Source organism: Pimelobacter sp. 30-1, assembly GCF_018831735.1.
Classification (GTDB): domain Bacteria; phylum Actinomycetota; class Actinomycetes; order Propionibacteriales; family Nocardioidaceae; genus Nocardioides.
In genome coordinates, this window is sequence record NZ_NHTS01000001.1 from 336,735 (window position 1) to 350,882 (window position 14,148).

Here is a 14,148-nt window from a genome sequence, read left to right on the forward strand (position 1 = left end):
ATCGCCGGGCTAGCCCGCGGACGGGCTCGGCTCCGGCGTCTTGCCGACCTCCTTGGCGTCGGCCTGGCGCGAGAGCAGGGTGAGCGTCTCCTCGACCGCGCGCACGATCCGGGCCTCGTCGTACGGCTTCGGGTCGACGACGTCGACCTGCTGGATGAGGACGCCGTTCTGGACGAACCCGGTGACGTAGAGCTGCTTCTTGGTGGCGTTGACGACGATCCGGGCGTCGTCGGCGGCATCGATCTTGGGCCGGCGCACGTCGGCGTCGTCGCGCTGGCCCATCGTCTTCCAGGCGTCGTCGAGCGTGCCCGGGAAGAGGATGTAGTTGGCGGTGACGACCGGGTCGCCGGACTTCTCGTCCTCGGGCGTGAACCGGCACTCGGGCTTGGTCGGCGAGCCGGCGTGCTTGGTGGTGGCGACGCCGTACTGCCGCTGGACGAACGTCGTGTCGAGCGAGTCGCAGGGGTTCCACAACGCGGGGGTCGTGGTCGGCAGGTCCGGCTTGGGGCCGACCTTGTCGCCGCCGCAGGCCGCGAGGAGCAGGCCGAGCACGGCGACTCCCGCGAGCTGGAAGGGGACGGCGCTACGTCGTGACATGGGGGTTCTTCTCCCGTCCGGGGATGCGGAGCACGAGGCGTGCTCCGCCACTGGCGTTGGCGGTGGCGTGGACCGAGCCGGAGTGGCGCTCGGCGACCTGGCGCACGATGGCCAGGCCGAGGCCCGAGCCGGGCATCGTCCGGGCGTCCGGCGAGCGCCAGAACCGGTCGAAGATGCTCGCCCGGTCGTTCTCGGCGATGCCGGGGCCCTGGTCGTCGACGGTGAGCACCCCGTCGCTGAGGCGTACGTCGACTTGCCCGCCCTCGGGGCTCCACTTGGCGGCGTTGTCGAGCAGGTTGGTCACCGCCCGCTCCAGCTCGGCGTCCTCGCCGATCACCCACCAGGAGCGGGTGAAGACCTCGAAGGTGATGCCGGGCGCGCGCCGGCGTACGCGCTGGACGGCGTGGTCGACGACGTCGGCGAGGTCGACCGGCTCGACCTGGATCGGGATCGGCTCGTCGCGGGCGAGCTCGGTGAGGTCGCCGATGAGCGTGGTGAGCTCCTCGATCTGGGCACGGACGTCGTCCAGGAGCTCGTCGCGCGCCTCGGGCGGCAGGCCCTCGAGCCCGCCGTCCCCGCGCGCGGTCATGGTGAGCAGATCGATGTTGGTGCGCAGCGCCGTCAGCGGCGTCCGGAGCTCGTGGCTGGCGTCGGCCACGAGCTGGCGTTGTCGGACCCGGCTGGCGTCGAGCGCGATGAGGAGGTGGTTGAAGGCGGTCGAGAGGCGGGCGACCTCGTCGTCGCCCTCGACGGGCAGGGGGGTGAAGTCCTCGGTGCGGGCGATCTCCTCGACCGAGGCGCTGAGCCGGCGGACCGGGCGCAGGCCGTTGCTCGCGACCGCCCAACCGCCGAGGCCGGCCGCGAGGACGCCGAAGATGCCGAACGCGAGCGTCACCCAGCCGAGCCGGGCGAGCGTGCGGTCCTGGTCGGCCAAGGGCTGGGCGATGATCAGCGCGAGGCCGGCCTTGCTCCGGACCGGGACGGCGACCATCCGGTAGCGCGCGCCCGCGATGAGGATGGTGCGCAGGCTCTCGGACCGCTCGCCCTGCGCGACCGCCAGCTCCGCCTCGCCGAACTCGATGTCCGGGCCGCGGTCGAGGATCACCCGCGTGCCCTCGAAGTAGAGGAACGCGATCCGGACGTCGCCGGCGCCCAGCGCCCACGGCGGGACCCCGGCGGCGCCGGCCTTGAGCAGCGTGTCGGACTTGGCCGCGCTCTGGGCCCGCGAGACCAGCGCGTCGTCCAGCGCCTGCTGCATCTGGACCCGCGCGGTGATGTAGGCGCCGACCGCGACCAGCGCCACCGACATCGCGACCGCGATGGTGGTCAGCCAGATGACCCGGCTCGCGAGGGAGCGGCGGTAGTGCCAGCGGCCGTCGACGCCGGGGCCGACCGCGAGACCCCAGCCGGTCATGACTCGGTCGCGCGCAGGACGTACCCGATGCCGCGGACGGTGTGGATCAGGCGCGTCTCGCCCTCGGCCTCGGTCTTGCGGCGCAGGTAGCCGACGTAGACCTCGAGGGAGTTGGCGGTGGTGGGGAAGTCGTAGCCCCACACCTCCTCGAGGATGAAGCTGCGGTCGAGCACCCGCCGGGGCCGGCGCAGGAACATCTCGAGCAGGGTGAACTCGGTCCGGGTCAGCTCGATGAGGCGGGTGCCGCGGCGGACCTCGCGGGTGGTGACGTTCATGGTGAGGTCGGCGAAGGAGAGGACCTCCTCCTCGGCGCCGTCCTCGATGGGCGTCACCCGGCGCAGCAGCGCGCGCAGCCGGGCCAGCAGCTCCTCGAGCGCGAAGGGCTTGGTCAGGTAGTCGTCGGCGCCGGCGTCGAGGCCCTCGACCCGGTCACCGACGGCGTCGCGCGCGGTCAGCACCAGGATCGGGATGTCGTTGCCCGCGGCCCGCAGCGCGCGGGTCGCCTCGAGCCCGTCGAGCTTGGGCATCATCACGTCCATCACGACCACGTCGGGGGCCACGGCCCCGATGCCGGCCAGCGCCTCCGCGCCGTCGCCGGCCAGGTGCACGTCGTACCCGTTGAAGGCGAGGGAGCGCCGCAGCGACTCGCGCACGGCACGGTCGTCGTCGACGACGAGGACGCGGTGGGGCACGGGGGAGCGGCTGGACACGCCCCCATCATGGCCCAACCCCCTGAGTGCGGGCTGAGAGGTGCGGCAGGCGCGCCTCAGAGGTAGCGCTGGGCGACCTTGGCCGCGCGGGCGCCGTACTGGCCCCCGAACAGGCAGGCGTGCACGAGCAGCGGGAACAGCTGGTGGAACCCGAGCCGCTCCTCCCAGCCGTCGGCGAGCGGGGCGGCCTCGTCGTAGGCCGCCATCACCTGGGGCAGCTGGGGGAGTCCGAAGAGCGCCAGCATCGCCAGGTCGACCTCGCGGTGCCCGCCGTAGGCGGCCGGGTCGACGACGACGGCACGGTCGTCGTTGGTCCAGATGACGTTGCCGTTCCAGAGGTCGCCGTGCAGGCGCGCCGGCGCCTCGTCCGGTACGACGGCCGCGCCGCGCGCGACCGCCGCCTCGACGGTGGCGGCGTCCTCGGCCGAGACGATCCCCTTGTCGCGCAGCACCTTGAGGTAGGGCGCGATCCGCCGCTCGGCGTAGAACTCGGCCCAGGTCGGCAGCGTCCGGTTGGGCAGGGGCAGCCGGCCGATGTAGCCGTCGTCGGGAGCGCCGAAGGCGTCGGCGCCGCGGGCGTGGGTGGCCGCGAGGGCGCGGCCGAAGCGTCCGGCTCCCTCGGCGTGGGGGCGACCCGCCTCGACCCACTCCAGGATCAGGCAGTCGTCGTCGACGGCGAGGACCTCGGGGGTCGCGACCCCGCCGTCGTCGGCGCCGTCGGCGAGCCAGCGCAGGCCGGCGGCCTCGGTCGCGAAGAACCGCGGCGGTGCGTTGGTGAGCGTCTTGAGGAAGGCGGTCCGGCCGTTGGACAGCCGCAGCTTGACCGCGGTCGAGATGTCGCCGCCGGCCACGGGCGCGGTCGCCACCACGGCCGAGCCGAGCAGCTGTTCGGCCCTACCGGCGACGACCGGCTGCCGCGCCATCGGACCCCCTCGTCCTTCGTCGGATCAGGCCTGGGCCTGGCCCTTGAGGGCGCGCGGGATCTCGCGACCCTGCTCGATGGCGCGCTCGGGCGCCTTGACCTTCTTGAAGCTGCGCACGGCCAGGAACACCAGGAGCGCGGCCAGGAGGACGTAGAAGCCGAACACGATGAGGAAGGCCCAGTGCAGGCTGAGGCCCTGGCCGTTCCAGTGGATGAAGTAGGCGATCGCCACCGACAGCATGATCACCGCGAGCACCAGCAGGAAGCCCGCCGCCGCGACCAGACCGAGCCCGACGCCACCGGCCGTCACGCTGACCTTGAGCTCGGCCTTGGCGAGCTGGATCTCCTTGCGCATGATCGTGGAGAAGTCGGTCTGCGCGTCCTTGATGAGGCGCCCGATGGTCGGCTCTTCGCGGAGCGGTTCGATGGCCATGGCGCCGACCTTACCGATTGGGGAGCGACTCCCGATACGATGGGCGGCAGGTGAGCCGGGAAGTCTGGTCGGCATGTGCATGCCCGACCCCACCTGACACCAGGAGCTCTCTGTGCCCGCAACCCCGCCCCCCTCCGACGACCTCTGGCGCCAAGGGCCGGTCTGGACCGCGAGCGACAAGCCCCTCGCCAAGTACGTCGGCCGCCCGGTGCGCGAGTTCCTCCGCATCGAGTCCGCGGGCTCGGTGCTGCTGCTCGCGGCCACGATCGCCGCGCTGCTCTGGGTCAACCTGCCGTTCCACGGCTGGGCCGAGGGCTACGACCGGTTCTGGCACACCCCGATCGCGCTCGAGATCGGCAGCTGGCGGATCGAGGAGTCGCTCCAGCACTGGGTCAACGACGGCCTGATGACGATCTTCTTCTTCGTCGTGGGCCTGGAGATCAAGCACGAGATGGTCCACGGCGACCTGCGCGACCCGCGCACGGCCGCGCTGCCGATCGTCGCGGCCGTCGGCGGCATGGTCGTGCCCGCGCTGGTCTACGTCGCGATCGCCGGCGGTCCCGAGACGGGGGCCGGCTGGGGCATCCCGATGGCCACCGACATCGCGTTCGCGGTCGGCGTCCTCGGCCTGCTCGGGCGCCGGGTCCCGTCGGCGGCGCGCCTGTTCCTGCTCACCCTCGCGATCGTCGACGACATCGGGGCGATCTTGGTGATCGCCGTCTTCTACACCGCCGACGTCTCCTTCGTGTGGCTCGCCGTCGCGGTGGCCCTGATCGCGCTGATGGCGGTGCTGCGCGCGCTGCGCGTGTGGGCGGTCCCGGTCTACGTCGTGATCGGCGTCGGCGCCTGGTTCGCGCTGCTCGAGTCCGGCGTGCACGCCACGCTCGCGGGCGTCGCGATCGGCCTGCTCACCCCGGCCGGGGCGCTGCTGCGGCCCGAGGTCGCCACCGACTACGCCGTCGACGGGCTGCGCGACAACGAGCTCGACGCCGACGAGCTGCGCCGGCTGCGCTTCCTCATCGGGGAGTCGGTGCCGATGGTGGAGCGGCTGCAGACCCGGCTCCACCCCCTGTCGGCGTACGTCGTGCTGCCGGTGTTCGCGCTCGCCAACGCCGGCGTCGCGCTGGGCGGCGGCGTCCTCGGCGACGCGCTCACCTCGACCGTCGGCCTCGGCATCGGCGCCGGACTGGTCCTCGGCAAGCCGCTCGGCATCGCGCTGGCCTGCTTCGTCGCGGTCCGGCTGGGCATCGCCCGGATGCCCGAGGGCACCGGCTGGCTCCAGGTCATCGGGGTCGGCGCGGTGGCCGGCATCGGGTTCACGGTCTCGCTGTTCATCGCCGGGCTGTCGTTCCCGGGCTCGCCCGTGCTCACCGACGACGCCAAGGTCGGGATCCTCGTCGCGTCGATGGTCGCCGCGGTCGTGGGTGTCGGGCTGCTTCTACTCGCGGGGCGGGGACGCCCGGCCGCGGCGGAGGTCAGTCCGGCAGCACCTGAGCCGAGCCGAGCACCCGCTCCACGCTGATCCGTACGGCGACCCGCTCGGGGTTGGGCGTCGGCGTCCGGTAGCGGGCGGCGTACCGCTCGCAGGCCCGGGCGATCGACTCCTCGTCCTCGAGCACCTCGCCGGTGCCGACGAGCGATGCCCAGCGGCCGCGGTCGACCTGGGTGATCGTGAGGCGCGGGTCGCGCAGGATGTTGCGGACCTTCTGCGACCCGCGGCGCGTGATGATCCAGGCGCAGCCGAGGTCGGGGTCGAGCGTGGCGCCGACCGGGACGGCGTGCGGGGCGCCGGAGCGGTCGAGCGTGCTCAGCGTGCAGAGGTGGTACTCGGACCAGAAGTCGGCGAGGGGCGCGGGCAGCGCGGACCAGTCGACGGGCGCGTAGGACGGCACGGGGCCACGCTACGCGGCGCCCGCGAGGACCTCGCGCACGGCGTCCAGGTCACCCTCCACCTCGACCGCACCCCAGGCCTGGGCATCGGCCAGGGTGAGGGCCCCCGCGGCGAGACCGAGGAGCACGTGGGCCGAGGTGCGGACCGTGGCGTCGACCGCCCGCCCGTCGGCCGCCTCGACGGTGGGGCCGGACCGGCTGAACCGGAGCAGGAGGGGAGCGCCGTCGACGGCCAGCCCGATCGTCACCGTACGGCGGCCCGGGGCCCGCTCGCGCAGCAGCGCGGGCAGCGCGACGTGCAGCCAGCCCGGGTCGAAGTGGTCGGTACGGGGCCCCTCGACCATCAGCGGGGTCGACCAGCGGATCAGGGCCTCGATCGGCTCCCGCAGCTCGGCGCCCCACTCGGTGAGGGCGTAGGCGACCGCGTTGCCCTCGGTGGCCACCTCGCGTCGTACGACGCCGGCGGACTCGAGGTCGCGCAACCGGTCGGCGAGCAGGTTGGTCGCGAGCCCGGGCAGGCCGGCGCGCAGGTCGCCGTACCGGGCCGGGCCGATGAGGAGCTGGCGCACGATGAGCAGGTTCCACCGGTCGCCGACCGTGTCGAGGGAGCGGGCGAGGCCGCAGAACTGACCGTAGCTCTTCACGGGCACCTACTTGTTTTTCTCAAGTGAGTCTGACAATTTCAAGTCTACTCCCGTGCCTGCCGACAGAGGAGTCCTTCCCCATGGCCGAGCAGCCCGCCCTGCGCACCCGTCCTGCCTGGGTCGACGACGACCTGTTCCCGTTCCGCAGCCTCTTCGTCGAGGTGGACGGGCACACCGTCCACTACGTCGACGAGGGGACCGGCCCGGTGCTGCTGCTCCTGCACGGCAACCCGACCTGGTCCTTCCTGTGGCGCGACGTGATCACCGCGCTGCGCGCCGACTTCCGCTGCATCGCGCTCGACTACCCGGGCTTCGGCCTGTCGAGCCCGGCGCCGGGCTACCGGTTCCTGCCGGAGGAGCACGCCGGTGTCGTCGCGGGGTTCGTGGACGCGCTCGGCCTCGACGGCGTCACGCTGGTCGGCCAGGACTGGGGTGGCCCGATCGGGCTCGCGGTGGCGCGGCGGCGTCCCGAGGTGTTCGAGCGGCTCGTGCTCGCCAACACCTGGGCCTGGCCGGTCAACGGGGACCTCTACTTCGAGTTCTTCTCCCGCATCGGTGGGTCGAGCCCGCTGCGTTTCCTCGCCCGGCGGCTGAACCTCGTCGTCAACGCCTTCGTGCCGACCGGCCACCGCCGGCGGAAGGTCACCGCGGCCGAGATGGCGCACTACCGCCAGGCCCAGGCCACGCCCGCCCGGCGCCAGGCGGCCGCCGTGCTCCCCAGCCGGATCACGGCGAGCCGGTCGTTCCTCGCCGAGGTCGAGTCCGGCCTGGCCGGTCTGTCCCACCTGCCGCTGCTCATCGTGTGGGGCGGTGCGGACCGGGTCTTCCGGCCCCAGGAGCGCGAGCGCCTGGAGGCGAGCTTCCCCGACCACACCACCGTGATCGTCGAGGGCGCCGGACTCTACGTCGAGTCCGACGCCCCCGAGGAGTTCGCCGCCGCGGTGCGCGGCTGGCTCACGTCCTGACGCTCAGTCCTCCGTCGACGTGGCCTGACCGGCCGAGATCAGGTCCATGATCGAGGCGTCCGCGAGCGTCTGGGTGTCCCCGACCGTGCGGCCCTCGGCGACGTCGCGCAGCAGCCGGCGCATGATCTTGCCCGAGCGGGTCTTGGGCAGCTCGGGGACGATCATGATCTGGCGCGGCTTGGCGATCGGGCCGATCTGGCTGCGGACGTGGTCCGAGAGCTCCTTGACGATGTCGGGTCCTCCGTCGCCGGCCTCGTTGCGCAGGATGACGTAGGCGACCACGGCCTGGCCGGTGTCGGGGTCCGAGGCGCCCACGACGGCCGCCTCAGCGACCTTGGGGTGCGAGACCAGGGCGGACTCGATCTCGGTGGTCGAGAGCCGGTGACCCGAGACGTTCATGACGTCGTCGACCCGGCCCAGCACCCAGATGTCGCCGTCCTCGTCCTTCTTGGCGCCGTCGCCGGCGAAGTAGTAGCCCTGGGCCTTGAACCGCGACCAGTAGGTGTCGACGAAGCGGGCGTCGTCGCCCCACAGCGTGCGCAGCATCGAGGGCCACGGCGAGGTGATGACGAGGTAGCCGCCGGAGCCGTTCGGGACCGAGCGGCCCTCGTCGTCGACGACGTCGGCCTCGATGCCGGGGATGGCGGTCATCGCCGAGCCCGGCTTGCCCGCGGTGACGCCGGGCAGGGGGGAGATCATCACCGCACCGGTCTCGGTCTGCCACCAGGTGTCGACGACCGGCGTACGGTCGCCGCCGATGACGTGGCGGTACCAGACGTAGGCCTCGGGGTTGATCGGCTCGCCCACCGAGCCGAGGATCCGCAGCGAGGACATGTCGTAGCGGTCGGGGACCTCGCGGCCCTGCTTCATGAACGAGCGGATCGCGGTCGGAGCGGTGTAGAACAGCGTGACGCCGTAGTCCTGGATGATCTTCCACCAGCGACCCGGCTCCGGGCTGTCGGGCGTGCCCTCGTAGAGCACCTGCGTGACGCCGTTGGCCAGCGGGCCGTAGACGATGTAGGAGTGCCCGGTCACCCAGCCGATGTCGGCGGTGCACCAGTAGACGTCGGTCTCGGGCTTGAGGTCGAAGACCGCGTGGTGCGTGTACGACGCGCCGGTCAGGTAGCCACCGGTGGTGTGCAGGATGCCCTTGGGCTTGCCGGTCGTGCCGGAGGTGTACATGACGTAGAGCGGGTGCTCGGCGTCGAACGCCTCGGGCGTGTGCTCGGTGGAGGCGCCGCCGACGGCGTCGTGCCACCACACGTCCACGCTGTCGTCCCAGGCGACGTCCTGGCCGGTGCGGCGCACGACGAGGACCTTCTCGATCTTGTCGGTCTTGGTGCGGGCCTCGTCGACCGCGGGCTTGAGCGCGGACGGGGCACCGCGGCGGAAGCCGCCGTCGGAGGTGATGACGACCTTGGCCTGGCAGTCGTCGATGCGCGAGGCGAGCGCGTCGGCGGAGAAGCCGCCGAACACGACCGTGTGGGGCGCGCCGATGCGGGCGCAGGCCAGCATCGCCACGATCGCCTCGGGGATCATCGGCATGTAGATCGCGACCCGGTCGCCGGTGCCGACCCCGAGCGCGGTCAGCGCGTTGGCGGCCTGGGACACCTCGTCCTTGAGCTGGGCGTAGGTGAGGTCGCGGGTGTCGCCCTCGGGCTCGCCGACCCAGTGGATCGCGACCTTGTCGCCGCGACCGGCCTCGACGTGCCGGTCCACGCAGTTGTACGCCGCGTTGAGCGTGCCGCCCACGAACCACTTCGCGAACGGCGGGTTGTCCCAGTCGAGGACCCGCTCCCAGGGCGTGGCCCAGGTCAGCCGCTCGGCCTGCGCGGCCCAGAAGGCGTCGCGGTCGGCGCGCGCGGCGTCGTAGACGTCGGCCTTGACGTTGGCGGCGGCGGCGAGCTCGGCCGGCGGTTCGAACCGACGGTCCTCGCGCAGCAGGTTCGCCAGGGTCTCCTCGGTGTCACTCACGGTCGTGCCTTTCGACGTTCGGAACGGGTGGTCCTGCTCACATTAGGGGCCGGGACGGCATCGTGCCCGCCCCGGCCCCTGGTCGTTGTCTCGGTCGCCAGGTCAGTGCGCGACGGCCTGCTCGGCACCGGCCCCGGTGAGCGCGCGGACCTCGAGCTCGGTGAACCGCTCCTCGGCCTCGGGCTCCTTGGAGGTCACCGTCCCGAGCCAGCCGAAGAAGAAGCCGAGCGGGATCGAGACCAGGCCGGGGTTCTCCAGCGGGAACCAGTGGAAGTCCACGCCGGCCGGGAAGAGCGCCGCGTTGGAGCCGTCGGCGTTGAGCTTGCCGGAGACCACCGGCGAGAAGAACACCAGCGTGACGCAGGAGAGCAGACCGCCGTAGATGCTCCAGGTGGCACCGCGGGTGTTGAAGCGCCGCCAGAACATGTTGTAGACGATCGCCGGCAGGTTCGCGGAGGCGGCGACCGCGAAGGCCAGGGCCACCAGGAACGCGATGTTGAGGTTGCGGGCCGGGATGGCGAGCAGGATCGCGATCACACCGAGCCCGGCCGCGGCGTACCGGGTCACCCGGATCTCCTCCTTCTCGGTGGCCTTGCCCTTGCGGAGCACGGAGTTGTAGATGTCGTGCGCCACCGAGGTGGACGAGGTCAGGGTGAGGCCCGCGACCACGGCGAGGATCGTCGCGAAGGCGACCGCCGAGATCACCGCGAGCAGGATCGCGCCGCCGGTCGACCCGGCACCGCCGCCGACGGCCTCGGCGAGCAGCGGCGAGGCGAGGTTGCCGCCGCTGGCCGCGACCTCGCTGTCCTTGCCGGTGTCGAGCAGTGCCGCGGCACCGAATCCGAGGACCAGCGTGAAGAGGTAGAAGACGCCGATCAGGCCGATCGCCCAGAGCACCGACTTCCGCGCGTCGCGCGAGGTGGGCACCGTGTAGAAGCGGACCAGGATGTGCGGCAGGCCCGCCGTACCGAGCACGAGCGCGATGCCGAGGCTGAGGAAGTCGAGCTTGTGGGTGGTGTCGATGCCGTACTTCAGGCCCGGCTCCAGGAAGCCCTCCTTGCCCGACGCCGAGGACGCCGCCCCCAGCAGGTCGGAGAGGTTGAAGTCGAACTTCGCCAGCACCAGCACGACGATCACCGCGGAGCCGACCATCAGCAGCACGGCCTTGACGATCTGCACCCAGGTGGTGCCCTTCATGCCGCCGACGGTGACATAGACGATCATCAGCGCGCCGACGCCGGCGATGACCGCGCTGACGGCGAGGGTGTTGTCCTTGTCGATGCCCAGCAGGAGCACGACGAGGCTGCCCGCGCCGACCATCTGGGCCAGGAGGTAGAAGATCGACACGGTCACGGTCGACGTCGCCGCGGCGGTGCGGACGGGCCGCTGCCGCATCCGGTACGCCAGCTGGTCGGCCATCGTGAACTTGCCCGAGTTGCGCAGCATCTCGGCCACCAGCAGCAGCGCCACCAGCCAGGCGACGAGGAAGCCGATCGAGTAGAGGAAGCCGTCGTACCCGGACAGCGCGATGGCGCCGGAGATGCCGAGGAACGACGCGGCCGACATGTAGTCGCCGCCGATCGCGAGACCGTTCTGGAAGCCGGAGAACGACCGGCCGCCGGCGTAGAAGTCCGCCGCGCCGCTGGTCTGCCGGCTCGCCCGGATGGTGATGAAGAGGGTGAGCGCGACGACCGAGAGGAAGAGGATCGCGGTGAGTGCCTGGTGGTTCATCAGTGGTCGCTCCGTCCGTCCGAAGGCTTGCCGGCGAGCTCGATGAACCGCTCGTCGAGGGTCCGGGCCAGCGGGTCGAGCCGGCTCGTCGAGTAGCGGCTGTAGAGCCAGGCGATCGCGAACGTCGTCACGAACTGCAGCAGGCCGAACACCAGCGCCACGTTGATGTTGCCGACGACCTTCTGGCTCATGAAGCCGCCACCCCAGTTGGAGAGCACGACGTAGAGCAGGTACCAGCTCAGGAAGGCGAGGGTGGCCGGGAAGACGAAGCCCCGGTAGCGCCGCCTCAGCTCGGCGAACTCCGGTGCGGCGTGGAGCTCGTCGTACACGGGATCGTGGCGTGCGGCCACGTCGTGGGGCGAGATGTCGGACGTCACGGCGTACCTCCTCGGGTGGGCGGGTGTGACCGGGGTCACGGGCGTTCCCGACGCTAGGAGTGACCGCGGTCACCCCGGCAGGGGTCCGGTCCGGCTGCGCGCCGAGTGGGGCCGGGCAGTCGATGAGCGGTCGGTCCGGCGCGACGAACGGTCGGCCGTCGTTCACCTGCGGGACGACGCGCGCTCGCGGTACCGCCACCGCCGGGGGCTTGCCTGACGCCATGACTGCAACCCGTCGCTCGATGCTCGCCGGCGGTGCTGCCGCCGGAGTCGGCCTGGCCGTCACCGGTGCGGTGCCCTCCCTCGCCGCGTCCGCCGCGGACCACCGCGGCCCCGGTCACGGGCACGGCCCCGGCCCCGGTCACGGCCACGGTCGCCACCGGCGCGAGGTCACGCCGTTCCCGCCGCTGACCGACGACCCGGCCGGGCTGCTCGCGCTGCCCGCCGGCTTCGCCTACACGGTCATCACCCGCGCCGGCGTGACCCGCCTCGAGGACGGCGGCGTCACCCCCAACGCCCACGACGGCACCGCCGCGTTCACCGTCGGCCGCGGCCGCTACCGGCTCATCCAGAACCACGAGCTCAAGGCCGGCTCGCCGCTCGGCGTCCCCCACCTGCGCGGCACCGTGTACGACGAGGGCGCGCTCGACGCGGGCGGCTGCACCGTCATCGAGACCGACAGCCGCGGCCGCAACCTCGGCGAGCACGTCGCCATCTCCGGCACCTCCACCAACTGCGCCGGCGGACCGACGCCGTGGGGCACCTGGCTGACCTGCGAGGAGACCGAGGACCGCGCCGGCAAGACCTGGAGCGGCAACGGCAAGAGCGGCACCTACGCCAAGGACCACGGCTACGTCTTCGAGGTCTTCCACGACGGCCGCACCCTGCCCAAGCCGATCAAGGCGCTCGGCCGCTACGCCCACGAGGCGCTCGCCGTGGACGCCGCGGGCAAGCACATCTTCCTGTCCGAGGACGCCTCCGGCCCCAACGGCCTGTTCTACCGGTGGACCGCCCCGCGCGGCACCAAGCTGGGCGCCGGCCTCGCCGACCGCCTGGCCGACGACGCGGGCGTCCTGGAGGCCATGCAGATCCTCATGCCCGACGGCTCGGTCCTCCCCGACGTCGCCTACCTGACCTCCGCCCAGCTCGGCCTCCCCTTCCCGGTCCGCTGGAAGAAGGTCCCCGACCGCGACGCGCGGACGACGTCCTGCCGCAAGCAGCTCGCCGACGGCGAGGTCACCCGCGGCAAGAAGTTCGAGGGCGTGTGGGGCAACGAGCGCGGCTGCTACGTCGTGAACTCCTACGCCTTCTCCGACGGCGACCTGCCGGCGGACGCCGTCCCTCACGACGGGATGGTGTGGTTCTACGACTACGAGGCGGAGACCATCCAGCTCGTCGCCTACTTCCCCCACCAGAAGACCGCGTCCTCCGGCGCCGCCGCCCGCTACGACGACCTGACCTTCGACGGCCCCGACAACGTCACGCTCACCCCGTGGGGGACCCTCGTCCTCGCCGAGGACGGCAACGGCGCCTCGCACGTGCTGTCCGCGGCGCCGTACGGGCCGGCGCAGGCGATCGCGCGCAACATGCTCAACGACTCGGAGTTCACCGGGCCGACGTTCTCCGACGACGGCAAGGTGCTGTTCGTGAACATGCAGACGCCGGGGCTGACGTTCGCGATCACCGGGCCGTGGGAGAAGTACCTGGGCTGAGGTGCCCGGCGGGCTAGGGTCGGGCGATGCGCTCGCCCGACCCGGACCTCGAGTCTCGGCTCCTCGCGGTCCTCCCGCTCGCGCGCGGGTTCGACCGGGAGCGTCTGCTGTCGCGGCTGGGACAGGTCGGTGGCCGGCGGTCCGAGGCCGTCCTCGCCCCGATCGTCGAGCGGACGGTGAAGGCGCCGTCCTCGGAGCGCGCCACGGCCCTGCAGGGACTCGCCCAGCTGCGCGGTGCTGACGGCCTCGCGGCGTACCGGACGGCGCTCGGTGACCGTGACCTCTTCGTCCAGATGCTGGCGCTGGGCATGCTTCGCCTCCACGACCCTACGGGCGTTGCGGCCGGCGACGCCGAGGCCTGGGTGCGGCGCCGGATGCAGGGCCGGCAGGACCGCAAGATCTGGGACTTCGGCGAGCTTCCGCTGGCCGTGGGGTACTTCACCTCCGTGGGACGTCTCGAGCCCCTCGCGCGGGTGCTGGTGGCGCGGGACGCCGATCTGCTGCCGGTGGAACGGCGCGTCCTCGAGCGGATGTGGCCGCTGGAGGAGCGCCACCGGTGCGCCCGCGGCGAGCCCACCGGTGCACCGGATCTCACGGGGCTCGGGGACCTCGGCCACTCCCACGAGTACTACGTCGATGTCGAGTGCGAGACGAGAGGGCTCCCGCCCCTGCGCTGGCCGACGCCGTCCCCCGACCGCGACGCGGAGTGGCTCCGGGAGGCGGAGCTCGAGGACGAGGCGATCCTCGCGCGGCTCGAACGCCGGTTGAGAAGGGTGTGA

The 14,148-nt window shown here is 72.3% G+C and carries 14 protein-coding genes; 4 read left to right on the forward strand and 10 right to left on the reverse strand.

Annotation, left to right across the window (positions count from 1 at the left end):
* Positions 1 to 9: 9 nt before the first annotated feature.
* From CCO04_RS01585 to CCO04_RS01605, 5 genes are read right to left on the reverse strand one after another with little or no spacing between them, the layout of a single operon-like run.
* Complete coding sequence (locus CCO04_RS01585; RefSeq protein ID WP_215812338.1) at positions 10 to 597, reverse strand: hypothetical protein; 588 nt, start codon at positions 595 to 597, stop codon at positions 10 to 12.
* Entirely contained in the window at positions 584 to 2,011 is a 1,428-nt protein-coding gene (locus tag CCO04_RS01590; protein WP_215812339.1) for a cell wall metabolism sensor histidine kinase WalK, read from the reverse strand. Before CCO04_RS01590 ends, CCO04_RS01585 begins: the two co-directional genes overlap by 14 nt.
* Entirely contained in the window at positions 2,008 to 2,721 is a 714-nt protein-coding gene (locus CCO04_RS01595; RefSeq protein WP_308220337.1) for a response regulator transcription factor, read from the reverse strand. Before CCO04_RS01595 ends, CCO04_RS01590 begins: the two co-directional genes overlap by 4 nt.
* Positions 2,722 to 2,777: 56 nt before the next feature.
* Positions 2,778 to 3,644 (reverse strand): fructosamine kinase family protein, encoded by an 867-nt coding sequence (locus tag CCO04_RS01600; protein WP_215812340.1) that lies wholly within the window; start codon positions 3,642 to 3,644, stop codon positions 2,778 to 2,780.
* 24 nt (positions 3,645 to 3,668) lie between these two features.
* Positions 3,669 to 4,076, reverse strand: coding sequence for a phage holin family protein (locus tag CCO04_RS01605; protein ID WP_215812341.1), 408 nt, complete (start codon positions 4,074 to 4,076; stop codon positions 3,669 to 3,671).
* A gap of 112 nt (positions 4,077 to 4,188) precedes the next feature.
* Here CCO04_RS01605 and nhaA point away from each other — a divergent pair, with 112 nt between their 5' ends.
* On the forward strand, positions 4,189 to 5,598 hold the full coding sequence (gene nhaA, locus CCO04_RS01610) for a Na+/H+ antiporter NhaA (protein WP_215812342.1): 1,410 nt from the start codon (positions 4,189 to 4,191) through the stop codon (positions 5,596 to 5,598).
* Here nhaA and CCO04_RS01615 read toward each other — a convergent pair.
* On the reverse strand, positions 5,552 to 5,968 hold the full coding sequence (locus CCO04_RS01615; protein WP_215812343.1) for a pyridoxamine 5'-phosphate oxidase family protein: 417 nt from the start codon (positions 5,966 to 5,968) through the stop codon (positions 5,552 to 5,554). The genes nhaA and CCO04_RS01615 overlap by 47 nt on opposite strands.
* Before the next feature lie 9 nt (positions 5,969 to 5,977).
* Entirely contained in the window at positions 5,978 to 6,610 is a 633-nt protein-coding gene (locus CCO04_RS01620; RefSeq protein WP_215812344.1) for a winged helix-turn-helix transcriptional regulator, read from the reverse strand.
* An 80-nt stretch (positions 6,611 to 6,690) separates the two neighbouring features.
* Here CCO04_RS01620 and CCO04_RS01625 point away from each other — a divergent pair, with 80 nt between their 5' ends.
* Positions 6,691 to 7,575, forward strand: a complete 885-nt coding sequence (locus tag CCO04_RS01625) for an alpha/beta fold hydrolase (RefSeq protein ID WP_215812345.1) — start codon at positions 6,691 to 6,693, stop codon at positions 7,573 to 7,575.
* A gap of 3 nt (positions 7,576 to 7,578) precedes the next feature.
* Here the strand turns inward: CCO04_RS01625 and acs are convergent, their stop codons facing one another.
* The 3 genes from acs to CCO04_RS01640 form a co-directional block, all read right to left on the reverse strand.
* A complete protein-coding gene (gene acs, locus CCO04_RS01630; protein WP_215812346.1) occupies positions 7,579 to 9,549 on the reverse strand; it encodes an acetate--CoA ligase in 1,971 nt (656 codons plus the stop codon).
* Positions 9,550 to 9,651: 102 nt separating this feature from the next.
* On the reverse strand, positions 9,652 to 11,280 hold the full coding sequence (locus tag CCO04_RS01635; RefSeq protein WP_215812347.1) for a cation acetate symporter: 1,629 nt from the start codon (positions 11,278 to 11,280) through the stop codon (positions 9,652 to 9,654).
* On the reverse strand, positions 11,280 to 11,657 hold the full coding sequence (locus tag CCO04_RS01640) for a DUF485 domain-containing protein (protein ID WP_257752851.1): 378 nt from the start codon (positions 11,655 to 11,657) through the stop codon (positions 11,280 to 11,282). Before CCO04_RS01640 ends, CCO04_RS01635 begins: the two co-directional genes overlap by 1 nt.
* A gap of 221 nt (positions 11,658 to 11,878) precedes the next feature.
* Between CCO04_RS01640 and CCO04_RS01645 the strand changes: the two genes are divergently transcribed.
* Both CCO04_RS01645 and CCO04_RS01650 read left to right on the forward strand, forming a co-directional pair.
* The gene (locus CCO04_RS01645; protein WP_215812348.1) at positions 11,879 to 13,369 is read left to right on the forward strand and encodes an alkaline phosphatase PhoX; all 1,491 of its coding nucleotides are present in this window, start codon (positions 11,879 to 11,881) and stop codon (positions 13,367 to 13,369) included.
* A 26-nt stretch (positions 13,370 to 13,395) separates the two neighbouring features.
* Positions 13,396 to 14,148, forward strand: coding sequence for a hypothetical protein (locus CCO04_RS01650; protein WP_215812349.1), 753 nt, complete (start codon positions 13,396 to 13,398; stop codon positions 14,146 to 14,148).